Genomic DNA, 26,549 nt, shown 5'->3' on the forward strand with positions numbered 1-26,549 from the left:
ATGACACCTCGCGGAACGCTGGCTACCCGCCGCTAACTACTCGCCGTCGGGCTCCACCAGGTCGGCGACGGCGTCCGGCCCACCGGCCAGCAGCGCGACGAACCCGGCCTCGTCGAGGATGGGCCGACCCAGCTCACGGGCCTTGGCCTCCTTGGTGCCGGCATTCGCGCCGACCACGACGAAGTCGGTCTTCTTCGACACCGACCCGGAGGCCTTGCCGCCGCGGACGATGACGGCCTCCTTCGCGGAGTCGCGGCTGAAGTCCTCCAGGGACCCGGTGACCACGATGGTGAGGCCCTCGAGCGTGCGCTCGACGGACGCGTCGCGCTCGTCGGCCATGCGGACCCCGGCGGCCGTCCAGCTGTCCACGATCTCGCGGTGCCAGTCCTCCTCGAACCACGCCTTCAGCGCAGCGGCGATGACCGGGCCGACGCCGTCGACCGCCGCAAGCTCCTCGACGCTCGCCGCGCGCATGGCCTCCATGGAGCCGTACTCCACCGCGAGCGCGCGCGCCGCCGTGGGGCCGACGTGCCGGATCGACAGCGCAACCAGGACCCGCCACAGGGGCTGGTCCTTGGCCCGATCGAGCTCGGCGATCATCACCTCGGTGGTGGCGGTGGGCTTGGAGGGCTTGTTGACGGTGCCGTCGCGCCGGTGCGTGGGCGTGGTCCAGAAGAACAGGCGCTGCTCCCACGTGCCGGTGCCCACGCCGTCCTTCTTGATCTCACGCCACACCCGCACGTCCCGCAGCTCCTCGGCGGCGAGGTCGAACAGGCCGGCCTCGGTGGTGAGCACAGGGCGCTGGGGCGCGGGCAGTGCGGCGTCGGCGGCGGCGAGGTCCTCGGGGGTGGGCGTCCGGCCGTCGGCGCCGGCGAGTGCGCGGGCGGCCGCGACCAGCTCGCGGGAGGCCTCGGGGTAGACCAGGGCGAGGGCTGCCTCGTAGCCGAGCGCCTCGATGTCCAGCGCGCCGCGCGAGCCGATGTGGGCCACCCGCTCGGTGAGCTGGGCCGGGCAGGACCGGGCGTTGGGGCAGCGCAGGTCGACGTCGCCCTCCTTGGCGGGGGCGAGCGGCGTGCCGCACGAGGGGCACCGCTCGGGCATGACGAACGCCCGCTCGCTGCCGTCGCGCAGCTCGACCACGGGGGCGACGATCTCCGGGATGACGTCGCCGGCCTTGCGCAGGACCACCGTGTCGCCGATGAGCACACCCTTGCGGACCACCTCCTGGGCGTTGTGCAAGGTGGCCTGGGCGACGGTGGAGCCGGCCACCAGCACCGGTTCCATGACCCCGTACGGCGTGACCCGGCCCGTGCGGCCCACCTGCACCCGGATGTCGAGCAGCTTGGTGTTGACCTCCTCGGGGGGGTACTTGTAGGCCGCCGCCCAGCGCGGTGCCCGTGAGGTCGCGCCCATCTGGCGCTGCAGGGCGAAGTCGTCGACCTTGATGACGATGCCGTCGATCTCGTGCGCGACGGTGTGCCGGTGCTCGCCGTAGTGGGCAATCATCTCCTCCGCCTCGGCGCGGGAGCGGACCAGGCGGGTGTGGGTGGAGACCGGGATGCCCCAGGCCTTGAGCTGCTCGTAGAGGCCGAACTGGGTGGTCAGGGTCTCGGGCGGGGTGATGCCGTCCCACCGCACCGCGCCCACCCCGTGGGCGATCATGTCCAGCGGCCGGGAGGCGGTCACCCGTGGGTCCTTCTGGCGCAGCGAGCCGGCCGCGGAGTTGCGCGGGTTCGCGAACGGCGCCTTGCCCGCGGCGACCAGGGAGGCGTTGAGCTCCTCGAAGCCCGCGACCGGGAAGAACACCTCGCCGCGGACCTCGATGCTCGCCGGGTGGTCCTTCCCTGCCAGCTGCTGGGGGACGGAGGCGATGGTGCGCACGTTGAGCGTGACGTCCTCACCGGTGCGCCCGTCCCCGCGGGTCGCGGCGCGTACGAGCCGGCCGTGCTCGTAGAGCAGGTTCACCGCGAGCCCGTCGATCTTGAGCTCGCAGGTCATGGCCACGTCGGTGCGGCCGGCCGCCGCGTGCACCCGGGCGGCCCACTCGCGCAGCTCCTCGAGGGAGAAGACGTCGTCCAGGCTCATCATGGGCTCGTGGTGGGTGACCGTGGCGAACTCGGTCGAGAACGTGCCACCGACGCGCTGGGTGGGCGACTCGGGCACCCGCAGGTCCGGGTGCGCCTCCTCCAGCGCCTCCAGGTCGCGCATGAGCTGGTCGTACTCGGCGTCGGAGATGGTCGGCGCGTCCCGCACGTAGTACGCGAACTGCGCGGCCTCGAGGGCCTCGGCGAGGTCGGTCCAGCGCTGGCGTGCGTCGGCGTCCGCGGCCTCGGGCACCGCCGCGACGGTGTCCTGGAGCTCGGTGGCGGCAATCTCGTCTGTCACGCGTCCCATGATGGCGCACCGCGGTGACACCGACGCGGGCGCGCGTCAGCTGTCGGCACGGTCCACGGTCAGGCGGCGGAGCAGCACGCTGAGGGTCTCGCGCTCGTCGGGGGTCAGCGGGGCCAGGTACGCCTCGGCCGCCTCGGTGCGAGCCTGCTCGACGGCGGAGCGCACCTCGAGGCCCTCGGCGGTCGGTTGCACGACCACCGCCCGGCGGTCGTGCGGGCTGGGGGCCCGGCGTACCAGCCCCTTGGCCTCGAGGGCGTCGACCACCTCGGTGGCCGAGCGGGGCGCGATCCGCAGCTGGTCCGCGATGTCGGCCAGGCGTGGCTCGGCATCGCCGGAGCACACGGCACCCAGCGCGCGCGACTGGTGCGGCGAGAGCTCCCAGGGGGCGAGCGCGGACACCCAGCTCCGACGCAGGGCCCGGCCGGCCATGAGCAGCAGCTCCGCCGGCTCACCGGCGGAAGGGCGTGATGTAGGACGAGGCACAGGCTCAGCCTACCCGTAGCGTCGACACCTCATTGTGAGGTAACCTCACAACAGTTCACCCTCACCAACCGGATCGAGCTGATGCCCATGAGTGACGCCTTTGGCCCCCGCGGGGGAGGCCCGCGCGGGGGAGGCCCGCGCGGGGGAGGCCCGCGCGGCGGTCCCGCCCGGCGGGACCCCAAGGATCTGAAACAGCTGGAGACCCATCCAGCAGAGCTGCGCCGGATCGGCGCCCTCTTCCTCCCTTTCCGGGGCCGGCTCGCCGTCGTCGTCGTCCTGATCGTCGCCTCGTCGGCGATCGCCCTGGCCACCCCGTTCCTGATCCGCCGCCTCATCGACGAGGCGATCCCGGCGCAGGACGTCCGGCTCCTGCTGCTGCTGGTCGGGGCGATGCTGGCGGTAGCGGTGGTCGGCTCGGTCCTGGGGGTGTTCCAGACGTGGCTGTCCACCACGGTCGGCCAGCGCGTCATGCACCGGCTGCGCACGGACGTGTTCACCCATCTGCAGCGCCAGTCCCTCGACTTCTTCACGCGCACGCGCGGCGGGGAGGTCCAGTCCCGCCTGACCCACGACATCGGTGGCATGCAGAGCGTGGTCACGACGGCGGCCACGTCGATCGCCTCCAACCTCACCACCGTCGTCGGCACCGCGGTGGCGATGGGCGCCTTGAGCTGGCGGCTTTCCCTGCTCTCCGTCGTCGTGCTGCCGCCCGCGATCTGGCTGACCCGCAAGGTCGCGCTCATGCGGCGCGCGGTGACCACCCGCCGCCAGCGCGCCCTGGCGGACCTGCACGGCCAGGTCGAGGAGTCGCTCTCCATCTCCGGCGTGCTGCTCGCCAAGACGATGGGCGCCGGGCCGGCTCTCTCCCAGCGCTTCGCCCGCGGCTCGGCCGACCTGCTCGACCTCGAGGTCCGCGCCGAGCTCGCCGGACGGTGGCGGATGGCGACCATGCACGTCGTCTTCTCCGCCATCCCGGCGCTGATCTACCTGATGGCCGGACTGCCTGCCATGTCGGGCGGGATGACCATCGGCACCCTCGTCGCGTTCGTCGCGCTGCAGGGCACGCTCTTCCGCCCGCTGATGGGCCTGCTCGACGTGGGCGTGCAGGTCACCAGCTCCCTGGCGCTGTTCAGCCGCGTCTTCGAGTACCTCGACCTCCCGGTCGACATCGACGATCCCGCGCAGCCGGTCGACCTCGATCCCGACCTGACCCGAGGGGCCGTCCGGCTCGACGGCGTTAGCTTCACCTACCCGGGCGGGGACCGTCCCGCCCTGGCCGGCATCGACCTCGACGTCCCGGCCGGCACCCGCCTCGCTCTGGTCGGGGCCACCGGCTCGGGCAAGTCCACGCTGGCCTCCCTGGTCGCGCGGCTGCACGACCCCACGGCCGGCGCGGTGCGCATCGACGGCGTCGACCTGCGCGACCTCCGGCTGGAGTCGGTGGCACGGACCGTGGGCATCGTCTCCCAGGAGACCTACCTCCTCCACGCCACCATCCGGGAGAACCTGCGGTACGCCCGGCCCGGTGCCTCGGACGAGGAGATCGAGCAGGCCGCCCGCACTGCCCGGGTCCACGACCTCATCGCGTCGTTGCCCGACGGGTACGACACGGTCGTCGGCGCCCGGGGGCACCGCTTCTCCGGCGGCGAGAAGCAGCGGATCGCCATCGCGCGCACGCTGCTGCGCGACCCGCGCGTGCTGGTCCTGGACGAGGCGACGTCGGCGCTGGACACCCGCACCGAACGGGAGGTGCAGGCCGCTCTCGACGTCGTCAGCGCGGGCCGGACCACCATCGCGATCGCGCACCGGCTCTCGACGGTGCGCGGCGCGGACCTCATCGCCGTCCTCGACCGCGGGCAGGTGGTCGAGCTGGGCAACCACGACACCCTCGCGGCCGCCGGGGGCAGGTACGCCGCCCTGCTCGCCGCAGCCGAGGAGGGCAAAGCCGGAGACCGCACGCTGACCACCGCCTGACCGCAGGCGCCCGTCGGCCAGGCCGGCGCCCGCCGTGGCACGCTGGTGCCATGTGCGGTCGCTATGCCTCCTTCCGCCAGGCCCAGGACCTGGCGGACATCTTCGACGTCGCCGTGGTGGCCGAGGACGCCGCCGAGCTGCCGCCGTCGTGGAACGTCGCGCCCACGGACGGGGCGCGAGTGGTCCTCGAGCGGACGGTCCAGCCGGAACCCGAAGAGCACGCGGCGCCTGGCACGCGGGCGGCGGAGGCGCCGGCCCCGGGCGCTTCCGCGGAAGCGGTGCGTCGCGAGATGCACCTGGCGCGGTGGGGCCTGGTGCCGCACTGGGCGCAGGACCTCTCGGCCGGGGCGAAGATGATCAACGCCCGGATGGAGTCCGTGGGCTCGAAGTCGGCGTTCGCGACGCCGCTGCGGACCAAGCGGTGCCTCGTCGTCGCCGACGGGTACTACGAGTGGCAGAAGCCCGCCGCCGGGGCCGGACACGCCGCCAAGAAGACGCCGTTCTTCATCCGCCCGGCCGACGGATCGCCGCTGGCCTTCGCCGGCCTGTACTCCTGGTGGCGCCGGCCCGGGGACCCGGCCGCACCGTGGCTGCTCACCTGCACCATCCTCACCACCGCCGCCGTCGGCCCGATGGGCGAGCTGCACGACCGGGTGCCGGTGATCCTCTCCCGCAGCCATGTCGACCCGTGGCTGGACCGGTCGGTGACGAACGCCGACGAGGCCCTCGCCGTGGCCCGGCAGCCGGGACCGGAACTCACGTGGTACGAGGTGTCCACCCAGGTCAACGCCGTGCGCAACGACGGCCCTGAGCTCGTGGCCGCCGTCGCGCCGTGAGCGGACCCGGCACACGCGGCCGGGCACGCCCGCTACGCCCCCGGACGGACCCGGCGACCGCGGCCTCCGCCCCAGGGCGGACGTGGTCGCAGGGCGCCGGCACCTAACCTGACCGTGTGACGAGGACGAACGACGTGCGAGCGCGCCTGCGAGACCCCGCCCGCCGTCGCACCACGGTCGACTCCCTGGTCGCACTCGGTCTTGTCCTGCTGATCGGCGTCCCCACCGCCTACATCGCGCTGACCAGCGGCTACGGGCTCTCGGTGACGGCGACGGCGACGGCGACGGCCGCCATCGTCATGCCTGCTGCGCTGGCCTGGCGGCGCAACCGCCCGGTCGCCTCCGCGGTGACCATCTACGCCAGCGGCCTCCTCCACGTCCTCGTCGAGCTCGCTATGTTCCGTGGCATCGGTCTGCTGATCGTGCCGACGGACCTCCTCGTCCTCGTCGCCCTGTACTCGGTCACCGTGTACGGGCCCCGCTGGGCGCGCCGCACCGCCCTGGGGGGTGCCCTGCTCGGTGCGGGGCTCCTCGCCGTCGTCATGGCGTCCGAGTTCGGCGGCTCCGGCGTCTGGAACTTCCTGCTCATCCTTGCGGGCATCAGTGGGTCCATCCTGGCCACCTGGGGACTGGCGCAGTTCCGGCGCGGTCGCCTGGAGCACATCCAGTCGCTCATCGAGCGGGCCCGGCGACTGGAGGTCGAGCGCGACCAGCAGGCCCAGCTCGCCATCGCGGCCGAACGCACCCGGATCGCGCGGGAGATGCACGACGTCGTCGGACACACCCTCTCCGTGGTGATCGCCCAGGCCGACGGCGGACGTTACGCCGCCCGGACTGACACGGACGCCGCCGAGCGGGCGCTGACCACGATCGCGGAGATGGGCCGGGACGCGCTGGCGGACATCCGCCGGATCCTCGGCGTGCTTCGCGACGGCGACTCCGCCGAGTCCACGGCGCTGCTTCCCCAGCCGGTGGACGCCGACCTCGACGCCCTGGTGGAGCACGTGCGCTCCTCGGGCGCCGCGGTCTCGACCGTGCGGGTGGGCACCGCCCGGCCGCTGCCGCCGGGCGCGGGCCTGACGATCTACCGCATCTGCCAGGAGGCGCTGACCAACGCGCTCAAGCACGCCGGGCCCAGCGCGCGGATCACCGTGCTGCTGCAGTGGCAGCAGCCCGGCACGCTCGTCCTCCAGGTCGACGACGACGGCCGCGGCGCCGCCGCCCGGGGCGACGGGCACGGCCAGGGCCTGGTGGGCATGCGCGAGCGGGCCGCCCTGTTCGGCGGCAGCGTCTCCGCCGGCCCGCGCCCCGGCGGCGGCTTCCGCGTGCGCGCGCAGCTGCCCCTCGCCGAGCCCACCTGGACCGACGACGCTGCCGGGACCGCCTGGACGGCCGGCGCTGCCGGGTTGCCCGCGCCGCCCGCCATGCCGAGCAACGCACCCGTCCGCACCACCGAAGGGCCCCGATGACCACGCCGACCGACGCAGCACCGATCCGTGTGGCCCTCGTGGACGACCAGCAGCTCGTCCGTGCCGGCTTCGCCATGGTCATCAACTCCCAGCCGGACATGGCGGTCGTGCTCGAGGCCGGCGACGGCGCTCAGGCGGTCCGCCTCCTCGGCGACCACCGCGCCGACGTCGTCCTCATGGACGTGCGCATGCCGAACATGGACGGTCTGGCGGCGACGGCGGCGATCGCCGGCGACGGCGCCGGGAACGGTCCGGCCGAGGCCGACGGCAGCCCGCGCGTGATCATCCTGACCACCTTCGACGTCGACGAGTACGTGCTGCGGGCCATCAAGGCAGGCGCGAGCGGGTTCCTCCTCAAAGACGCACCGCCGGAGGAGATGCTCGGCGCGATCCGGACGGTGCACGCCGGCGACGCCGTCATCGCGCCGTCCTCGACACGGCGGCTGCTCGGGCACCTCGCCCAGATCCTGCCGGAGGCAGAGAAGGCACCACCCGCGGTGCTCGACGGCCTCACGGAGCGTGAGCGGGAGGTGCTCGTGCTGATGGCGCGCGGGCGGTCCAACACCGAGATCGGCGGCGACCTCTTCGTCGCCGAGGCGACCGTGAAGACCCACGTCGGCCGGATCCTGGCCAAGCTCGGGGTGCGGGACCGGGTGCAGGCCGTGGTGCTGGCCTACGAGACGGGCCTGGTCACGCCGGGCGCCTGACGCCGTCGCCCCCTCCCCCTCCCCCTCCCCGCGAGATGTCATCTTCTCCGTGAGACGTCATTGACATGTCGCGGAGGACTTGACATCTCACCGAACAGGGGCCGGCGTCGGGCTCTGTCGGCCTCCCGAGCGGTCACGCCTCCACCCATGGGATGACGCCTCAACCCGACCGTGGTCCGACGACGGCGATCGGGCACGTCCGTAACGTCGTGGGTACCGGCAGGAGCCGGACCGGCGCCTGTGGCGCTTCCCGATCGAGGAGCACGTCCATGTCTGCAGTCAGTCCCCCCGTCCGCCCGACCGCCCCGGACGCGCGCGCCGCCGTCCGCGCGGCCGGCCTGCGCAAGACCTACGGGCGGGGCGACGTCGCCGTGCACGCCCTCGACGGCGTCGACGTGGCGTTCGCGGCCGGCCGGTTCACGGCGATCATGGGGCCCTCCGGGTCCGGCAAGTCCACCCTCATGCACCTGCTCGCGGGCCTGGACGAGGCCACCGCCGGGCAGGTGTTCCTCGGTGAGACCGAGCTGACCGCCCTGGACGACCGGGCGCTGACCCTGCTGCGCCGCGCACGCGTCGGCTTCGTGTTCCAGTCCTTCAACCTCCTGCCCATGTACACCGCCGAGCAGAACATCACCCTGCCGTGCGAGCTGGCCGGGGCCAGGGTGGACCGGGACTGGTTCGCCACCCTCGTGACCACGTTGGGGCTGGGTGAGCGTCTGACCCACCGGCCCGCCGAGCTCTCCGGAGGCCAGCAGCAGCGCGTGGCCATCGCCCGGGCGCTGATCACCCGCCCCGACGTCGTCTTCGCGGACGAGCCCACCGGCAACCTCGACTCCCGCTCGGGCGCCGAGGTGCTCTCCTTCCTGCGCACCTCGGTGCGCGAGCTGGGCCAGACCGTCGTCATGGTCACTCACGACCCCAACGCCGCCGCCTACGCGGACCGCGTGGTGCTGCTCGCCGACGGGCGCATCGCCGGGGAGATCTCCGACCCCACCCCCGAGGCGGTCCTCGCCGGACTCGACGCCCTCCGCGGCCTGGACCCGGTGGCGTGATGCTGCGACTGACCCTGGCGCAGATGCGCCGCAGCGCCGGCCGGCTGGCTGCGGCCGGGCTGGCGATCGCCGTCGGCACCGCGTTCGTGGCCGCCACGCTGCTCGCGGGCGCGCTCGTGCGGGACACCACCTACCGCACCGTCACCGCGTCCCTCGGCGACGCCGACGTCGTCCTCTACCCGGCAGACCGGGTGCTCGACCCGGCCGCCGTGACCCGGATCGGCGAGCTCGACACGGTCGAGGCGGCCGACGGCGTCGCTCACCTGTACGGGCAGGTGCGGGCGGGTGGCCGGCTCGACGCGGCCGACCTGACCCCGGTGGCCTCCGCGGCGAGCCTCGACACGCACCGGTACCTCGACGGCGCCGCCCCCGCTCGCAGCGGGGAGCTCGCCCTGACCGGGGCGAGCGCGAAGCGCCTGGGCGTGGGCGTCGGGGACACGGTGCGCGCGGAGTGGGAGCTCTGGGAACCGGCCACCGTGGCCGCGCAGGACGGCGCCGCCGAGCCGTCCGGGGACTCCTTCGGCGAGGGCACCTGGGTGACCAGCGGCGCGGACCTGACCGTGACCGGCGTCCTCGTCGACCCCCCGAGCCTGTCCGGCGCGGCGTCCACCGCCCTGGTCACCCGGGCCGACGTCGAGGGCTGGCTGACGCAGATGGATCCCTCCGGCGGCCCCCTGACCTACGACTCGGTGCTGGTCGACGTCGCCGACGGCGCCGATCCGGCCGCCGTGGCCGAGGAGATCAGCGATGCGGTGCCGTCGACGGTGGTCCGCACGGCCCTGCAGGAGGCGGAGCACCAGACCGAACAGCTCACTGGGGACACCCAGACGCTGACCTACCTCGTGCTCGGCTTCGCGGCGATCGCGATGTTCGTCGCCGGGCTGGTCATCGCCAACACGTTCCAGGTCCTGGTGGCGCAGCGCACCCACGCCCTGGCGCTGCTGCGGTGCGTGGGCGCCACGAAGGCACAGGTGCACCGCTCGGTGCTGCTCGAGGCGGTCCTGCTCGGCGTGGTCGGTGGTGTCGTCGGCCTGCTCGCCGGGCTGGCCCTGGGCCAGGGGGCGCTGTGGTTCGTGGGACGGGCCGACATCGGCGTCGACGTAGCCACCACCATCACCGTGACACCGGCCGTGCTCGCCGTGCCGGTGCTGACCGGCGCGGTCGTGACGGTCCTCGCCGCGCTTGCACCCGCCCGGGCAGCCACCCGGGTGCGCCCGGTGGCGGCCCTGCGTCCGGCGTCGGCCCCCGGGAACGTCCGGGGCGGCGGCCGCCTGCGGTTCTGGCTCGCCGCACTGCTGATCACGGGCGGGACGGTCCTTCTGGGCGGCGCGGTGGCGCTCGCCGTCACGGGCGTCGCCGGGTCGGAGTACTCCCTCGGCATCGTCCTTGCCGTCGGCGTCCTCGGCGGCATCGTGTCCTTCGCCGGGGTCATGGTCGGCGCCGTGTTCCTCGTGCCCGGCGCGGTGCGCGTCCTCGGCCGGGCGCTGGGCGCCGCGGCCGGCGGACAGCGCCGCCCGACGGTGGCCCTGGCCACCGTCAACGCCACCCGCAACCCCCGCCGGACCTCGGCGACGGCCTCCGCGCTGCTCATCGGGGTGGCGCTGGTGACGCTGATGGCCACCGGGGCCGCCGGTGCTCGCGCCAGCCTCGGCGCGACGCTGGACGCGCAGTTCCCCGTCGACCTCGCGGCCGAGGTGAGCTCCGGCGGTGCAGAGGGCGCACTGACGCCCGCGCAGGTCGACGCCATCGCGTCCACCGAGGGGGTCGAGCTCGCGGTCACCGTTCCGACAGCGCAGGTCGAGCTGGCACGCGCGGACCACGTCACCTCGGCCGAGCTCACCGTGCTCGACCCGTCCGACCTCGCCGCGGTGGTCCGCGCCCCCCGGGTGTGGGCCGGCCTGACCGACGACGTCCTCCTGGTGGGCGACGACCTCGCCGACGCCCTCGACGCCACGGACGGGGACGAGGTGACGATCACCGCCGGCACGTCCGCGGAGGCGACCGACGGCGCCGCCGTCACCGTGGTGGTCGTGCCCGAGGCCGGCTGGCTCGCCGTCGCGACCCCGGCTACCGCCCCGGCGGCGGCGCAGCCCGCCGTGACCCAGGTCTGGGCCCGGCTGTCCGGCGACGACCCCGCCGGCACCGTCCAGGCGGTGCGCGGGGCGCTCGCCGAGGCAACGACGAGCGCGGGCGCCGTGCCCTTCGTCACCGGAGCGGCGGCGGAGCGCGAGGCGTACGAGCAGGTCATCGACACGCTGCTGTCGATCGTGATCGGACTGCTGGGCGTCGCCGTCGTCATCGCGCTGATCGGGGTGGCGAACACCCTGTCGCTGTCGGTGATCGAGCGGCGGCGCGAGCATGCGCTGCTGCGGGCCACGGGCATGACCCGCGGCCAGCTGCGGGCGTTGCTGGCGGTCGAGGGCGTGCTCATCGCGGTCGTGGGGGCCGCGGTCGGCGGGCTGCTCGGGCTCGTCTACGGCTGGGCCGGGACCGCCGTGATCCTCGGAGGCACCGGTGAGCTCGTGCTCGCCGTGCCGTGGGACGCCCTGGTGGCCGTGGCCCTTGTCGCCATCCTGGCTGGGCTGGTGGCGTCCGTGCTCCCGGCACGCTCGGCGGTGCGCACGCCGCCGGTGGCTGCGCTCGCCGCGGAGTAGCCGGGTGTCCCGGGCCTCGTGGAGGTGGCATCGCCACGGCCACGAGGCCCGGGTATCGCCGGGCTACGGGCCGGGATACGGCCCAGCCCTCCACAGGGCGGGACCGCCGTGTGGGTGGCACGCGGCACGCTCATCGCATGAGCCAGGAACGATCTCCGACCGGTGCGGTGCCGGACCCGGCCGCTGCGCTGCGCTCCGCCTTCCACCTGGCCGTCGTCGCCGGGCCGGCGACGGGCTCATGCCTGCCGCTGCGAGCACGGCCCGCTCTGGTCGGCCGCGCCGATGCGGACCTGGCGCTGGCGGACGCGCTCGTCTCGAGACAGCACCTCCAGGCACGCGTGCACCGCGGCCGGGTCCAGGTGCGCGACGTCGGCTCCGTGAACGGCACCTTTCTGGCGGCCCACCGCTGGTGCCGTGCCTTGCCTCCCCGGGGTGTCCCCGGGCTGGGCCCGCCCCGGTCGGGTGGCCGGCGGCCGCGGGGGCTCGGTCGCGGGCGGCGCCTGACAGGGCGGTGGCGTGAGGCACCGCCGGGCACGCGGCTCGCGCTGGGCGAGTCGGTGCTCGAGGTCCGCGCCCGCCCGGATCTGGCACCCGCACGTCCGGTCCGCGTGACAGCCGGGCGGTTCCCCTCCGACCGCGTGCGCCTGGTCCTCCCCCTCCTGCTCTGCCTCAGCCTTCTCCCGCTGCTCGCCACCTCAGGCGCCAACGGCTGGCGGTGGGCCATGCTCGCCCTACCGCTCGGCGCCCTGCTGACCGGTATGGCCGGCAGCCGCCCCAACCGTGACGGACCGCCGGAGGGTCGCGGGCCACCGTCTCCGCGCTCGCCCCACCTGGCCGTGACGGACCCGGCGGCGCTGCTGCTGCGAGCCGCGGCGGCCCTGGCGCCCGAGCCGGCCGAGGAGGTCCTGCGCGCACGACTGCCCCGGCCGGTCCGGCGCGCCCGGACGATCGCCCCGCGCGGCGGCGACCGGGCGGAGGACCTGCTCGAGCTCCGGCCGCACGACCGGGTGGCACTCGTCGGTGCCCGGGCCGAGAGCCAGGCCGCGGCGCGCTGGATCGTCGCCCAGCTGGTCGTGCGTCACGGCCCCGCCGTCGTGCATGCCGACCTGCCGCCAGCGTGGGACTGGGCGGCTCTGCTGCGTTCCCCCGGCCGGCGTGACCCGCCCGGCTGGCACCTGACGGTGCGCGAGGCCTGGGCGGACGTGCCAGCGCCGCCGAACGAAGCACCGTCCACGGACCAGCACCACGCGGTCCTGGTGCTGGCAGAACGGGTCGAGCAGGCACCCGCGTGGTGCACACGGATCGTCCCGGTGTGCGCGGACCTCACGGTGCCGGTGCCCTGGGCCGCTGCCCTGGCCGCAGTCGTGGCCGCCGGTCACCCGGACACCGCTGGCGCGTCCCTGCCCACCGTGGTGCCGCTGGCGGGCCTGCTGGGTCCCCTCGACCGGCTCGAGCAGCGATGGGCGACGACGCCGCCTGGGCTGTCGGCACCGGTGGGCGTGGACGAAGACGGCGTGGTCGAGCTGGACCTGGCCGCCACAGGTCCGCACGCCCTCGTCGCCGGGACCACCGGGTCCGGCAAGTCGGAGCTGCTGCTCAGCTGGCTGCTGGGGCTAGTGGTGCGCCACTCCCCCGGCGACCTCCAGCTCGTGCTGGTCGACTACAAGGGCGGCGCGACGTTCGATTCCCTGGCCGGCCTGCCGCACGCGGCTGGGGTCCTCACCGACCTCGACCCCGCGGCGACCGCTCGCGCGCTGGCCAGCCTGCGCGCCGAGGTCCGCCGCCGCGAGCGGGTGCTCGCGGCGGCGGGTGCGCGCGACCTCGCCGCGCTGCGTGCGCGGGACCTCGCCGCGATGGGTGCTCGCGGCACGGAGCCGACCGGTGCCCATCGGCAGCTGCCCCGCCTCCTCGTGGTGGTGGACGAGTTCCGCGAGCTCGCCGAGACCCACCCCGAGGTGCTCGGCGCCCTCGTCCGTCTCGCGGCGCAGGGCCGTGCTCTGGGCATCCACCTGGTGCTAGCCACGCAGCGCACCGGCGGCGCCGTCGGGCCCGACGTGCGGGCCAACCTCAACGTGCGCGTGTGCCTGCGGACCCTCGAACCCGCCGACTCGCTGGAGGTGCTGGGAGTGCCCGATGCGGCGAACCTGCCCCCGGTGCCGGGCCGTGCGCTGCTGCGCACCGAGCGGCTGCGAGAGATCCAGGTGCCCTGGGGTGGGGCCGACGGTGCTCTTCCAGCGGCCGTCGTCGCCGCTGCCCGACGCGGCTGGGACCGCCTCGGCCACGGCGTCGCGCCGGAGCGCCCGTGGGCCGCGCCGCTGCCGGTCGACGTGCCGCTCTCGGATCTGCCGGCACCGTCGACCACGTGGGGGGCGCCGACCTGTGCACTCACCCTGCCGCTGGCGCGGTCCGACCTGCCCGACGAGCAGCGGCTCGGCGTGTGGGCCTGGGACGGCACCCCGATCCTCGTGACCGGCGGACCAGGAACGGGGCGGACCGAGACGCTGCGCGCCGTCGTCGCCCAGGCGCTGACAGCGGGCCTCGCCGTACACGTGGTAGCGGCCCGGCCGGACCAGTTCGGCGACCTGCACGGACCGACGCTGGGCACCGTCGTCGGCGCCGGCGACCCCCGGCGCATGTCCCGCCTGCTGACGCTGCTGCGCACGGCGCAGCCTGCGCGCTCGGTGCTGGTGATCGACGACGCCGACGTGGTCTGCGACCAGCTGGACGGCACCGGACCGCCCGGGCAGGGCGCCGCCGTGCTGGGGCGTCTGCTGCGCGAGGCCGGCCGGGCGGGTCTGGCGGTGGCCGCCTCCGGGCCCCCGGCCACCGTGGTGGCCCGGTGGGCGGAGCCGGTGCGGAGCCGGCTCGTCCTGTCGCCGCGCGACGAGACCGAGGCTCTGCTCGCCGGTGTGCCCAAGGAGCTCAGGCCCGTCGCGGACTTTCCCGGCCGCGCTGTGCTGCTCGCGCCGGGGACCGCGACCGCCATGCAGATCGCCCGCGGGGGGAGGATGCACGCCGCGGGACCGCAAGGCCGAGAGGTCCTGCGGCTCGCGCCCATCCCGTCGTCGGTGAACGCGGCCGGCCTGCCGCCGGCCTTGCCCGGCAAGGTGGCGATCGGTCGCGGCGGGGACGACGCCGGTCCGGTCTGGGCGCCCTGCGGACCACGGGACCGCCTCCTCGTGCTCGGCCCGCCCGGCAGCGGTCGCACCACGGCCCTGGCCACGGTGCGGGCCGGGCTCGCCGCCGCGGGCCGCGCCCTCGCGTCGCTCCCCGGTCCGGGCACCGTGCCGGCGGCGGAGGTCCTGGTGCTCGACGACCTCGACCGCTGGCCGGCGGGCGCGCTCGACGAGCTGGACCGGGAGCTGCGCGGGCACCCCGCTGCGGTGGTCGCCGCCGCCACCAGCGATGCCGTCGTCGCGGCCTACCGCGGCCCGCTCGCCACCTGGCGGAGCACGGCGGCGCTGCTGGTGCTGCGCCCGGGCGAGGCACCCACCCAGCTCACCGTCACGGACCTCGCCCCCGCCGTCGACACGGCACGGCCGCTCCACCCCGGCCTGGGAGTGCTGGTCGTGCGCGGGTCAGCGGTCCCGGTACAGGTCGCGCGGTCTCCCTCAGGCGATGACCGAGGGTGAGCCCGTCACCGAGGCGTACTCCCGGGAGGAGGGCCACAGCACCCCGGCGATGACCCCGGCGCTCGTCAGCACCAGAAGCACCACCATGTAGGCCGGCAGCACCCCGGTCATCGCGATGGCCGTCACGGCCTGAAGCAGCTGCCAGGTGATCACGGGCCCGCGGCCCCACCGTCGGCCCCGCCACAACGCCCGGCCGGCGGCGACGAGCACGAGGGCGAGACCAAGGAAGAACACGGCCATGGCGACCGTGGTGCCGACGTTGAGCACCAGGCCGCGGAGGACGTCCAGGAGGAAGGCGCCCGCCAGGCCCACCAGCGCGGCCGCCTCCACGACGACGGCGAGCAGTGCCGCCCGCAAAGGAAGGGGGACAGCGGCGGACCGGGGACCGTCGGTGGAATTACTCACCCGTCGAGAGTAGTCCGGGCGTCGCCGGCTCGGTCGAGCCCCTCATCAGGGAAGACGTGCCGCAGCGCGTCCAGATGTGAGGAAAGCCACGTCCGTAACCAGTTGGTCACTTGTCCGAAACCTCTTGTCGTCGCATCTTTCGCGTGTCAACCTTGGTCTCAGCAGCAACACCCCGTCGGTCGGGCCGCTGAATCCCCTGTGGAACCAGTAGCCCGACGTGTGCCCAAAGGAGCCCCTAAATGGATTGGCGTCACCGCGCTGCGTGCCTCACCGAGGACCCGGAGCTGTTCTTCCCCATCGGGAACACCGGCCCCGCACTGTCGCAGATCGAAGAGGCGAAGGCCGTCTGCCAGCGGTGCGACGTGGTGGACACCTGCCTGAAGTGGGCTCTCGAGACCGGCCAGGACTCCGGCGTCTGGGGTGGCCTCAGCGAGGACGAGCGCCGCTCGCTCAAGCGCCGCACCGCCCGCGCCCGTCGCGCCGGCTGACCACACCTCCAGCTGGAGCGCGCTCCTCACGCACCACCCACGACGCCGCCGGGAGACCGGCGGCGTCGTCGTGTCCCTGCGCCGGGCACACGCTTCAGCGTTCGCGCTGGTGCGCCCGAAGGACCACCTCGGTGCCTCCCTCGGGGCGGGGCCGCCACTCGATCGAGCCGCTCAGCTCACCGGTGACGAGCGTCTTGACGATCTGCGTCCCTAGGCCGGTGAGCACCTTGCCGTCCTCGATGCCCCAGCCGTCGTCGCGGACCAGGACCTCGAGGTCCGCGCCGTCGCGCTCCGCGTGGACGATGACGTTGCCGCTGCGACCACGCAGGCCGTGCTCGACGGCGTTGGTCACCAGCTCGGTCAGGACCACCGCCAGCGACGTCGCCGCCTCCGCCCCGACCAGCCCGAAGCTGCCCTCCACGATCGTGCGGACCGAGGAGTCCGGTGAGGCAACGTCCGCGGCCAGCCGCAGGACCCGGCCGAAGACCTCGTCGAAATCGACGACCTCGTCGATGTTCTGCGAGAGCGTCTCATGCACCAGCGCGATGGTGGAGACCCGTCGTTCGGCCTCGTCGAGGGCGTCCTTCGTCTCCTTGTTGTCCGTGCGGCGGGCCTGGAGGCGCAGCAGGGCGGAGACGGTCTGCAGGTTGTTCTTCACGCGGTGGTGGATCTCGCGGATCGTGGCGTCCTTCGTGATGAGCTCGCGCTCCCGGCGCCGCACCTCGGAGACGTCCCGGCACAGCAACAGCGCGCCGCGCCGCTCGCCCCGGTCGGTCAGCGGCACGGCACGCAGGCTGAGCGTCACCCCGCGGACCTCCACCTCGGTCCGCCACGCCGCCCGGCCCATGACGACGACGGCGAGCGTCTCCTCGATGGTCGAGGACTCCTCGAGCAGCTCGGTGACCACCTCGGCGAGAACCTCACCGCGCAGCTGGCCGATGACCCCGAGCCGGTGGAAGTTGCTCACCGCGTTGGGGCTGGCGTAGATCACCCGCCCCTCGGCGTCGAGGCGCACGAGGCCGTCACCCACCCGGGGGGCGCCCCGGCGCGAGCCGGTGGGCGCGCCGGTCTGCGGGAACTCCCCGCGCGCCACCATCGCGCAGAGCATGTCGGCGACCTCCACGTAGGAGATCTCCAGCCGCGACGGGACCCGGGTGGCCGGCAGGCTCGACTCACGGGTCATCACCCCGATCGGCCGGCCCTCGTGGACCACGGGCACCAGGACCTCCCGGATGCCGTAGGAGCCTCGCGACTGCTCGGCGCGCACGTGGATGCCGCCGTCCTCGAGGGTCTGCTCGAACAGCAGCTGTCGCTGCTCGGGGAGCTGGTCACCGACGATGTCGTCGTAGTGCACCGTGGCCGCCGTGGAGGGACGGCAGTGGGCCGCCGCGACGAAGCCGCCGTCGCGCGAGGGCAGCCACAGGACGAGGTCGGCGAACGCGAGATCAGCCACGACCTGCCAGTCGCCGACCAGCTGGTGGAGCCATTCGGCGTCCTGGGGCTGGAGGTCGATGGTCTCCGCGATCATGTTCGCCAGGGTGGGCACCTCCTCACCCTAATGCGGACGCCGGGCCGCTCGGACCCGCGGCGGCTGCCCGGCGCGGTAGCCGTGCCGGCCAGCTGGCCGGCCCGGCGGCCGTGGCGCGCAGAGGCGGCCGTGGCGCGCAGAGGCGGCCAGGTCGGGACATCGGACGCACCCGACCGGGGGCGGGGCCGGGTACGCGCCATTAACCTGGGACCTCACCGCCCGCGAGGGCAGCCAACGATGGGACCACGGTGCACTTCTCCTCCACGATCGACTACCCCGCCGACGTCGAGGCGGTGGCCGCGATGCTCGCCGACCCCGAGTTCGTCGCCCGCAAGGCCGCCGCGACCGGCGCGCTCGAGAGCCACGAGGAAGTGGTCCGAGACGGTGAGGCGTTCACGGTCACCACCCGGCTGAAGCTGCCCACGACGATGGTGCCGGCCAAGTTCCGTTCGCTGGTCGGCGAGGCGATCGAGGTGGTGCTGATCGAGGCGTGGGCCGCCCCGGCCGCCAACCGCTCCCGCTCGTCCACCCTCTCCCTGGACATCCACGGCGTGCCCGTGCGTGTGTCCGGCACCCAGCACCTCGCCGCCTCCGGCGCGGGCACCACCGAGACGTACGACGGCGAGGTCAAGGCCTCCATCCCGCTGTTCGGCCGCCCCATCGAGCAGGCGGCGGTGGACACCGTGGGACAGGTGGTCGACGTCGAGCGGCGTATCGGCCTGGAGTACCTCACCGCCCGCTGAGCCCGTCCGCCCCCCGCACCCCCACGGCCACTTGTGACCTGTCGCCGGTGAGCGCGGGGGGTTCAGTCGCGCTCGGGCGGCAGGTGGCCGAACCGGTGCAGGGTGCGCGAGACGGCCTGCTCGCGCAGCACCGTCAGCAGCTCCCGCCGGCCGGTGGCCAGCACCGGCTGGGCGAGCACGGACACCTCTTGCCCCGCGAGGTCGCCCGGCAGGGTGGCCGCCTCGTCCCCGATCACCCGGACCCGCCCGGTGACCGCACCGAGGCGCACCCGCGCGACGAGCTGGTCGCGGGACTCGGCCAGCTCCACGTGCTCCGCGAGCCGGCGCAGCCCCAGGCGGGCCGGTTCACCGGTCGTCGCGAGCGCCTTGAGCGCGTCGGAGAGCACCGGGTCGAGGCTGACGCGCACCGGGCCGCCGGCCAGCTCGGCGGCGAGCAGCACCCGGACCAGCTCGACGACGCCGGCACCGGAGCCGGCACGCACCGTGAGCGGCACCGGCAGGTAGCGCAGCACGTTCTCCTCGGCGTGCAGACCGGAGCGGTCCACCTCACGGCCGAGCTCGGCATCCCAGGCGGCGGCGTCCGAGGCGACGGCGGCCCGCAGCCAGGACCGGTCGGCCTGGGAGGTGATCAGCCCGGTGTAGTCCGCGAGCGCCTGGCGCACGTGCCGGGCGGGCTCGGCCTGCTCACCGGGCACGCCGTCGGCGTCCCAGTCGCCCAGCTGCGCCACATAGTTCGGTCCCCCGGCCTTGGCGCCCGGCCCGACGGCGGAGCCCTTCCACCCGCCGAAGGGCTGGCGCTGCACGATCGCGCCGGTGATGTGCCGGTTGACGTAGGCGTTGCCCACCTCGACGTGGTCCAGCCAGTAGGCGATCTCCTCCTCGTCGAGGGAGTGCAGCCCGCCGGTCAGGCCGAAGTCGGTGGCGTTCTGCAGCTCGACCGCCTCGGCGAGGGTGCGGGCCCGCATGATGCCGAGCACGGGCCCGAAGCACTCGGTGAGGTGGAAGAACGAGCCCGGCGCCACGCCGTCCTTCACGCCCGGGGACCACAGCCGCCGCGACTCGTCCAGCGGCCTGGGCTCGACCACCCAGGACTCCCCCGGCTCCAGGGTGGTCTGGGCCCGGCGCAGCTTGCCCTCCGGCGGCTCGATGACCGGACCCATGGTGGCGCCCAGGTCGGTGGGCCAGCCCACCCGCAGCGAGCGCACGGCGTCGACCAGCTGCCGGCGCAGCCGCGCGGACGTGCCGGCGGAACCGACGAGGATCACCAGCGACGCGGCCGAGCACTTCTGCCCGGCGTGGCCGAAGGCGGACTTCACCAGGTCCGCCACCGCCAGGTCGTAGTCCGCCGCCGGGGTGATGACCAGGGCGTTCTTGCCCGACGTCTCGGCGTACACCCGTGGGCCGCCGGGGCGCCCGGCGCGCCAGGTCTCGAACATGCGGGCGGTCTCGATGGCGCCGGTCAGGACCACGGTGTCCACGCCGTCGTGCGCCACCAGCGCCCGCCCGACCTCGCGCTCGTCGGCGCGCACCACCTGCAGCAGGTCTCTCGGCGCCCCGACCGCGGCCAGCGCGGCGTGCACCGCCGCGACCGCGACCTCGGTGCAGGCGGGTACCGGGTGGGCGGGCTTGATGACGACGGCGGAGCCGGCCGCGAGCGCGGCGAGCACCCCGCCGGTGGGGATCGCGACCGGGAAGTTCCACGGCGGGGTCACGAGCGTGAGCGTGGCCGGGGTGAAGCGGGCGCCGTCGGTGGACAGGTGCCCGGTGGCGGGGTCGAGCTCGGGGATGCGGTCGGCGTAGTACCGGGCGAAGTCGATGGCCTCTGAGACCTCCGGGTCCGCCTCGGCCACGGTCTTGCCGCCCTCGGCGGCCATGGCGGTGACCAGCTCACCGCGGCGGGCCTCGAGCTCGTCCGCCGCGCGGCGCAGGACGGCGGCCCGCTCGGCGGCTGGGCGCGCGATCCACGCGGGCTGGGCGGCGCGCCCGGCAGCGACCACGGCGTCGACCTCGGCCACCGAACCGAGCACCGGGGAGGTCAGCGGCGCCGGACGGGCGGCGACCCGGTCGGCCGCCCAGACCCGCACAGTCGGCAGCGCCGGGTCGGCGTCGGTGGTGTTGGCGAACTGGTCCCCGGCCGGCGGGTGCTCGGGAGTGCGACGCGGCGCCGCGGGGGTGGTGGTCATCGCCGCGACCGACGCCCGGAACCGGGCCTCCTGGTCCGCGATGGTGCCCTCGGCGGGGGCGCCGTCGGACGCTGCGGACGCGGCGCCGAGGTGCGCCGCGCCGTCCAGGTCCGCTGCGCCGTCGCCGGCGAAGAGCGCGTGCAGGAAGTTCTGCGGCTGGGCGTTCTCCTCGAGCCGGCGGATGAGGTAGGACACGGCGACGTCGAAGTCCTCCGGCGCCACGACGGGCGTGTAGAGCAGCACCGAGCCGACGGCGTCGCGCACGGCCCGCGCCTGCGCGGGGGCCATGCCTTGCAGCATCTCGACGTCGAGGGACTCCGCGACGCCGCGCCGCTCGGCGAGCAGGTGGGCGAGGGCGACGTCATAGAGGTTGTGCGAGGCCACGCCCAGGCGGACGACGCCGGCGAGCTCGGGCCGCAGCACCCGCTCGGTCAGCCGCAGGTAGTTGGCGTCCACGTCGGCCTTGGTCGCGTAGGGCGCCTGGGCCCAGCCGTGCAGCTCGGCCTCGACCCGCTCCATCGACAGGTTCGCGCCCTTGACCACGCGGATCTTGATGCCCGCGCCGCCGGCCGCCACCCGCTGGCGCGCGAAGGCCACGAGCCGATCGAGGGCGGCGACGGAGTCGGGCAGGTAGGCCTGCAGCACGATGCCGGCCTCGAGGTCGTGGAGCTCGGGCTCGGCGAGCAGGGCGGTGAAGACCTCGACCGTGAGGTCCAGGTCGCGGTACTCCTCCATGTCGAGGTTGACGAACGCGTGCGGGGTGCGGGCCAGGGCCGCCTCGTACAGCGGCCGCAGCCGGCGCAGCACCCGGGCGGTGGTGCCCTCGGTGTCCCACGTGGAGATCTGCGAGACCAGTGAGGAGACCTTGACGGAGACGTAGTCGACGTCGTCGCGGGCGAGAAGCGCGAGGGTGCGCTCGGTGCGGGCACGGGCCTCCGTCTCGCCCAGCACGGCCTCGCCGAGGAGGTTGATGTTCAGCCGGAAGCCCTGCTCCTTGGCCTGGGCGAGATGCTCCGCCAGAGAGGGGTCATGGGCGTCCACCACGAGGTGCCCCACCAGCTGCCGCAGCCGCCGCCGGGCGAGCGGGACCACCGCCCCCGGCGCCAACCGTGCAACCTTCGAGCCGACGGCGAGCAGTGCCTGGTCGGTGGGGCGCAGGAACCCGGCGGCACCGGTCGCCAGGTTCCCGAGCTCCTTGGCTGCCACCCGGGGGTCCTCGGGGCGGGCGACCCGGTCGACGAACCGCACGGCGAGGTCCAGGCCGGCCGGGTCACCGACGAGCGCCGCGAGCTGACCGTTCGAGGTGCGTTCGGCGTCGGTCTGCCCCTGCTCGGTCGCCTCCAGCCAGGTGCGGGCAAGGGTGACCGCGTCCTCCACGAGGGCCTCGACGTCCGCCGGTGCACCGCTGCTCGCGGACCCCGGTCGGGGGGCGTCGTCCGGTGTCGAGGTCGGGGCGAACTGCGCGGTCATGGGGTGGTCTCCTCACGTGCGGGGCGGTAGCGGTCCGGCGCCGTGCCGGGCCCGCGGCGGTGCGGTCGGGTCCTCGTGAGCCACGCTACTTCCCGGGGAGGGTAGACGTGGGCTCGGAACGTTCGGGGCCCACGAGCCTCGCGGGGTCCACGCCGGGCGCTGACATGTCGCGGAGAAGATGACATCTCGCCGGTGAGGGCGGAGGGCCGCGTGGGGCTCGCAGTGCGCGCCTGGCTCGCCGTTGAGCCAGGTGCGTGACCCACGTTACAACGCTTCGGGCCGTCGTCGGCCGGATCACTCCCCCAGCATCCACCGGTGGGGTGCCGCCAGCCGGCGCGCCTCCTCGGGCCCCCACGAGCCGGGCGCGTAGGGCAGCGGCGTGGGGCGGTCGGGGCCCTGCAGCGGCGCGAAGGCGGTGAACGCGGCCCGCAGGCCGTTCTCGGTGGTGTACAGCGACCGGTCACCGATCAGGGCGTCGTTGATCAGGGAGGCGTAGGGCGAGAGGCCCTCACCGCCGGGCACGTCGTCGAGGTCGAGGCGGGCGCGCCCGGAGGAGTAGGTCAGCTCGGGCCCAGGGGTCTTCACCGTGATGCCGAGGGCCACCTCACCCTCGCCGGCGAAGTCGATCTCGATGGTGTTGGGCTCCTCCAGCTCGCCACCGAGCGGGCCGAACGGCGGGGAGAGCACCAGCGTGATGCGCTGCTCCTTGCGGGCCATGCGCTTGCCGGTGCGGAGCAGGAAGGGCACACCCCGCCACCGCTCGGTGTCCACCCACAGCCGGGCGGCCACGAAGGTGTCCTGCGTGGAGTCCGCTGCCGCACCCTCGATGTCCCGGTAGCCCTCGAACTGGCCCAGCACCACGTCCTCAGTGGGGTCGAGCGGCCGGAAAGCCCGCAGCGCCGCCTCCCGGGCCGCGATGACGCTGGCGGGGTCGCGCAGGTCGGCGGGGGGCTCCATCGCCACCTGGCCGACGACCTGGAAAAGGTGGGTGACGAGCATGTCGAGGGCTGCGCCGGTGGCCTCGTAGAAGCCGATCCGGTTCGTGACGTCGAGGTCCTCGGGCACGTCGATCTGCACCTGGGCCACGCTCGCCCGGTTCCACTCCGAGCTGAAGAGCTGGTTGGCGAAGCGCAGCACATAGATGGTCTGGACCCCCTCCTTGCCGAGGAAGTGGTCGATGCGGAAGATCTGCTCCTCCGCCAGCACCTCCTTCACGGTCGCGTCCAGCTCCTCGAAGGACGCCAGGGAGCTGCCGTAGGGCTTCTCGAAGACCACCCGGGCCCCGTCGGCCAGGCCGTGGGCGCCGAGGCCGCGGGTGATGGGCCCGAACGCCGCCGGTGGCACGGCGAGGAAGTGCAGCACGAGGGGCTCGGCGCCGGTGTCCGCCCGCAGCTCCGCCCGCACCTCCTCGAGGAGCGTCGGCAGCCCGGCGTCGTCGTCGGGGCCGAACCTGCCGCCGCAGTACCGCGTCCGGTCCCGGACCTCGTCCCAGTCGTCGCAGAGCCCGTGCTCGCTCGCGGCCACCGCCGCCTGGAAGCGGTCCCGGAACGCGTCGTCGTCGAGCTCCTCGGCGGCGACACCGATCAGCCGCCACGCGTCGGGCATGAGGCCGCGGCGGTGGACCTCGACGAGTGCCGGCAGCACCATCCGGCCGGCGAGGTCCCCGGTGGCGCCGAAGAGGACGATGACGACGGCGTCGGGCAGCTGCTGGGGGGCCGGTGCGGTCATGGCCGCAACCTACGCGCAGCGCGAGGTTCCGTCGCGCCGGTGGGCACCGCGGTGCGCCGGTGGGGGGCACGGCCGGACCGGTGGGCGTCCGCCGTCGGACGGGTGGACCGGGGGTCAGGAGAGCAGCAGCTTCTCGATGCGCCGCGCGGCACCCCACACCCCGAGCAGGCCCAGGACCACCAGGTACACCACATGGCCCGCCACACCAGGGCCCACCTCCCCGAGCATCAGGGCCCGTTCGAGCGCGACGCCGTGGTAGAGCGGGGTCGCCTGCACCACCAGCTGCAGGGCCGGTGGGTACACGGCCAGCGGGAAGAAGGTGGCCGAGAACAGGAAGAGCGGCTGCACGGCCAGGGTGACGAAGTCCAGGTCCACCCAGGAGCGCAGGAAGGTCGTCGCGAACATCCCCACCGCGGAGAACGCGAAGCCGATGAGGATGGCCGCCGGCAGGGCGAGCACCGCCCACGGCGAGGGCACCATGCCCGCCACCCAGGCCACGAGGAGGAACGCGGCCGAGTACAGCGTGCCCCGGGTGAGCGCCCACAGCACCTCCCCCACCGCGACGTCCCGAGGGCCCAGCGGCGTGGCCAGCACGGAGTCGTAGAGGCGCGCGTAGCGCAGCTTGAAGAAGACGTTGAAGGTGGACATGACCGCCCCGTTCATGGCCGACGACGCCAGCAGCGCCGGGGCCACGAACACCGCGTAGGGCACCACCGAGCCGGCGTCCGTGGTCACCGTCTGCACCAGCGCGCCGACGCCGACACCGAGGGAGAACAGGTAGAAGACCGGCTCGGTGAACCCCGAGACGAGCAGCAGCCAGGTGCGCCGGTAGGCCATGACGTTGCGCTCGACGAGGACCCGGGCCAGGCCCGCCCCGGCCGGGACGGGCACCGCCCGTGCAAGCCGCCGCACGGCCCTGGTGAGCACCGCCGACCCGCTCACACGACCAGCCTCCGGGTGAACGCGCGCCGCGCCCACCACAGCCCCGCGGCGGTCATCAGCGCCAGGACCGCCACGTGGCCGGCCACCGCCGGCCAGGCGGGGGCGGGCGAGGTCAGCGCCCGGCACGCCTCGACCCCGTGCCACAGCGGCGTCACCCAAGCGACCGGCCGCAGCAGGGCCGGGAGCTGCTCGACGGGGAAGAAGGTGCCGCAGACGAGGAACAGCGGGGTGACCACGAGCCGGTAGATCACCGAGAACGACGTGTCGGCGCTGTCGGTGAACTGTGCGGCGACGGCGAAGCAGGGCGCGGCGAACGCCAGCCCGGTCAGCACGGCCACCGGGATCGCGAGCAGCACGCCCCAGGACGCCCACGCCCCGAACAGGGCAGCGACCGCGACGAACGCCACCGTGCCCAGGGTGAGGGAGAACGCCACGTAGGCCAGGTGCCCGGCCAGGACGTCGGCCACGCCGATCGGGGTGGCGAGCATGGCGTGGTACTGCCGGGTCCAGCGGATGGCGCCGAGCACGCTGTACGTCGACTCGGTCACGGCCGCCCACATCGCCTGCGCCGCCAGGATCCCGGGTACGACGTAGTGCAGGTACGGCACGCCGTCGACGCCGCCGGCGGACCGGTCGACGAGGGAGCCCAGCATGAGGCCCATGGAGAGCAGGAACATCAGCGGCATGAGGAACCGGCTGACCACGCTGGAGACCCAGGTGCGCCGGTACTGGAGCCACCAGAAGCCCAGCACCGGCATCCACCGGCGCCTGGCCGGCTGAAGGGCCGGTGGGGCGCCGCGCGCGGTGGGCGCGCTCATCAGTCCACCAGCGACCGGCCGGTGAGGTGGAGGAAGACGTCCTCCAGGGTGGAGCGGCGCACCAGCGCGGACAGCGGCCGCAGACCGCGGGCGTGGACGGCGGCCGCCGCCGCGTCACCGTCGGGGGTGTAGACGAGCACCCGGTCGGGCAGCACCTCGACGCGGGCGCCGACGCCGTCCAGCGGCAGGTGGGTGCCGTCGTCGTCGGCGAAGCGCAGCTCGAGGACCTCCCGGGTGGCGTAGCGCTCGATGAGCTGGCGCGGGGAGCCCTCGGCGACGATCCGGCCGTGGTCCATGACCACCAGCCGGTCGCACAGCTGCTCCGCCTCGTCCATGTAGTGGGTGGTGAGCACGAGGGTGACCCCTTGCTTCTTGAGCCGGAACAGCCGGTCCCACAGGGCGTGGCGGGCCTGCGGGTCCAGCCCCGTGGTGGGCTCGTCGAGCAGCAGGATCTCGGGGTCGCTGACGAGCGCCCGGGCGATGGTCAGCCGCCGCTTCATCCCGCCGGACAGCGGTTCGACCTTCGACGCCGCCCGGTCCCCGAGCTGGGCGAACTCGAGCAGCTCCACCGTCCGCTCGCGCACCACGGTCCACGGCAGGCCGAAGTAGCGGCCGTAGATCCAGATGTTCTCCTCGACGGTGAGCTCCTCGTCGAGGGTGTCGCGCTGGGGGACCACGCCGAGCCGGGCCCGGACGGCCGGCCCGTGGGTGGCGGGGTCGAGGCCGAAGATGCGCAGCTGCCCTCCGGACGCGGGCGAGACGGCCCCGACCATCTTCATGGTGGAGGACTTCCCGGCACCGTTGGGGCCGAGGAAGCCGAACGCCTCGCCCCGGCGCACGTCGAAGTCGACGCCGTCCACGGCGACCAGCTCGCCGAACCGCTTCGTCAGCGCCCGGCCGCGGATGAGGACGTCGTCGTCCACTGCGGGGCCGTCGGGGTCCACGCGGCCGACCGTACGCCACGGCACCGTCATCGTCAGGTGGGCCTGGTGCCCGCGTCGAGTGCCGCACCGCGAGCGGTGACGGGTGGCGGCGTGCGACGA

At 74.4% G+C, this 26,549-nt stretch carries 18 protein-coding genes; 9 read left to right on the forward strand and 9 right to left on the reverse strand.

What is annotated here, in order from left to right; translation table 11 throughout:
• Positions 1 to 36: 36 nt before the first annotated feature.
• Positions 37 to 2,394, reverse strand: a complete 2,358-nt coding sequence (gene ligA, locus FE374_RS12810) for an NAD-dependent DNA ligase LigA (RefSeq protein ID WP_139929587.1) — start codon at positions 2,392 to 2,394, stop codon at positions 37 to 39.
• 36 nt (positions 2,395 to 2,430) lie between these two features.
• The gene (locus FE374_RS12815; protein ID WP_230978296.1) at positions 2,431 to 2,877 is read right to left on the reverse strand and encodes a MarR family winged helix-turn-helix transcriptional regulator; all 447 of its coding nucleotides are present in this window, start codon (positions 2,875 to 2,877) and stop codon (positions 2,431 to 2,433) included.
• 87 nt (positions 2,878 to 2,964) lie between these two features.
• On the opposite strand from FE374_RS12815, the gene FE374_RS12820 reads away from it, so the two are divergent.
• The 7 genes from FE374_RS12820 to FE374_RS12850 all read left to right on the forward strand — a co-directional run bounded on the left by FE374_RS12820 (position 2,965) and on the right by FE374_RS12850 (position 15,201).
• Positions 2,965 to 4,851: an ABC transporter ATP-binding protein gene (locus tag FE374_RS12820; protein ID WP_139929589.1), complete on the forward strand. Its 1,887-nt coding sequence runs from the start codon at positions 2,965 to 2,967 to the stop codon at positions 4,849 to 4,851.
• Between the two features lie 50 nt (positions 4,852 to 4,901).
• Positions 4,902 to 5,687 carry an SOS response-associated peptidase gene (locus tag FE374_RS12825; protein ID WP_139929591.1) on the forward strand — a complete coding sequence of 262 codons (786 nt, stop codon included), beginning with the start codon at positions 4,902 to 4,904 and terminating at the stop codon, positions 5,685 to 5,687.
• Positions 5,688 to 5,803: 116 nt separating this feature from the next.
• Positions 5,804 to 7,156, forward strand: coding sequence for a sensor histidine kinase (locus FE374_RS12830; RefSeq protein ID WP_230978297.1), 1,353 nt, complete (start codon positions 5,804 to 5,806; stop codon positions 7,154 to 7,156).
• Positions 7,153 to 7,863, forward strand: coding sequence for a response regulator (locus tag FE374_RS12835; protein WP_139929593.1), 711 nt, complete (start codon positions 7,153 to 7,155; stop codon positions 7,861 to 7,863). The genes FE374_RS12830 and FE374_RS12835 overlap by 4 nt, the downstream gene beginning before the upstream one ends.
• 269 nt (positions 7,864 to 8,132) lie before the next feature.
• Positions 8,133 to 8,915, forward strand: a complete 783-nt coding sequence (locus FE374_RS12840; RefSeq protein WP_139929595.1) for an ABC transporter ATP-binding protein — start codon at positions 8,133 to 8,135, stop codon at positions 8,913 to 8,915.
• Entirely contained in the window at positions 8,915 to 11,569 is a 2,655-nt protein-coding gene (locus tag FE374_RS12845; RefSeq protein WP_139929597.1) for an ABC transporter permease, read from the forward strand. The genes FE374_RS12840 and FE374_RS12845 overlap by 1 nt, the downstream gene beginning before the upstream one ends.
• A gap of 137 nt (positions 11,570 to 11,706) precedes the next feature.
• Positions 11,707 to 15,201, forward strand: a complete 3,495-nt coding sequence (locus FE374_RS12850) for an FtsK/SpoIIIE domain-containing protein (protein ID WP_139929598.1) — start codon at positions 11,707 to 11,709, stop codon at positions 15,199 to 15,201.
• Here the strand turns inward: FE374_RS12850 and FE374_RS12855 are convergent.
• Positions 15,181 to 15,606 carry a hypothetical protein gene (locus FE374_RS12855; protein ID WP_139929599.1) on the reverse strand — a complete coding sequence of 142 codons (426 nt, stop codon included), beginning with the start codon at positions 15,604 to 15,606 and terminating at the stop codon, positions 15,181 to 15,183. The two genes, FE374_RS12850 and FE374_RS12855, sit on opposite strands and share 21 nt — an antisense overlap.
• Before the next feature lie 239 nt (positions 15,607 to 15,845).
• On the opposite strand from FE374_RS12855, the gene FE374_RS12860 reads away from it, so the two are divergent.
• Positions 15,846 to 16,094: a WhiB family transcriptional regulator gene (locus FE374_RS12860; protein ID WP_139929600.1), complete on the forward strand. Its 249-nt coding sequence runs from the start codon at positions 15,846 to 15,848 to the stop codon at positions 16,092 to 16,094.
• Between the two features lie 94 nt (positions 16,095 to 16,188).
• Here FE374_RS12860 and FE374_RS12865 read toward each other — a convergent pair whose 3' ends face one another.
• Entirely contained in the window at positions 16,189 to 17,640 is a 1,452-nt protein-coding gene (locus FE374_RS12865) for a sensor histidine kinase (protein WP_388044340.1), read from the reverse strand.
• A 230-nt stretch (positions 17,641 to 17,870) separates the two neighbouring features.
• Between FE374_RS12865 and FE374_RS12870 the strand changes: the two genes are divergently transcribed.
• Entirely contained in the window at positions 17,871 to 18,365 is a 495-nt protein-coding gene (locus FE374_RS12870; RefSeq protein WP_139929601.1) for a DUF2505 domain-containing protein, read from the forward strand.
• Positions 18,366 to 18,427: 62 nt separating this feature from the next.
• On the opposite strand, the gene FE374_RS12875 is transcribed toward FE374_RS12870, so the two are convergent.
• From FE374_RS12875 to FE374_RS12895, 5 genes are all read right to left on the reverse strand, one after another.
• Positions 18,428 to 22,018, reverse strand: a complete 3,591-nt coding sequence (locus tag FE374_RS12875; RefSeq protein WP_139929602.1) for a proline dehydrogenase family protein — start codon at positions 22,016 to 22,018, stop codon at positions 18,428 to 18,430.
• A gap of 294 nt (positions 22,019 to 22,312) precedes the next feature.
• Complete coding sequence (locus tag FE374_RS12880) at positions 22,313 to 23,746, reverse strand: glucose-6-phosphate dehydrogenase (RefSeq protein WP_139929603.1); 1,434 nt, start codon at positions 23,744 to 23,746, stop codon at positions 22,313 to 22,315.
• Positions 23,747 to 23,860: 114 nt separating this feature from the next.
• Positions 23,861 to 24,688 carry an ABC transporter permease gene (locus tag FE374_RS12885; protein ID WP_230978298.1) on the reverse strand — a complete coding sequence of 276 codons (828 nt, stop codon included), beginning with the start codon at positions 24,686 to 24,688 and terminating at the stop codon, positions 23,861 to 23,863.
• A complete protein-coding gene (locus FE374_RS12890; RefSeq protein ID WP_139929604.1) occupies positions 24,685 to 25,506 on the reverse strand; it encodes an ABC transporter permease in 822 nt (273 codons plus the stop codon). The genes FE374_RS12885 and FE374_RS12890 overlap by 4 nt, the downstream gene beginning before the upstream one ends.
• Positions 25,506 to 26,480 (reverse strand): ABC transporter ATP-binding protein, encoded by a 975-nt coding sequence (locus tag FE374_RS12895; protein WP_139931582.1) that lies wholly within the window; start codon positions 26,478 to 26,480, stop codon positions 25,506 to 25,508. Before FE374_RS12895 ends, FE374_RS12890 begins: the two co-directional genes overlap by 1 nt.
• Between the last annotated feature and the right edge of the window lie 69 nt (positions 26,481 to 26,549).

This window comes from Georgenia yuyongxinii, from assembly GCF_006352065.1.
Taxonomy (GTDB): domain Bacteria; phylum Actinomycetota; class Actinomycetes; order Actinomycetales; family Actinomycetaceae; genus Georgenia; species Georgenia yuyongxinii.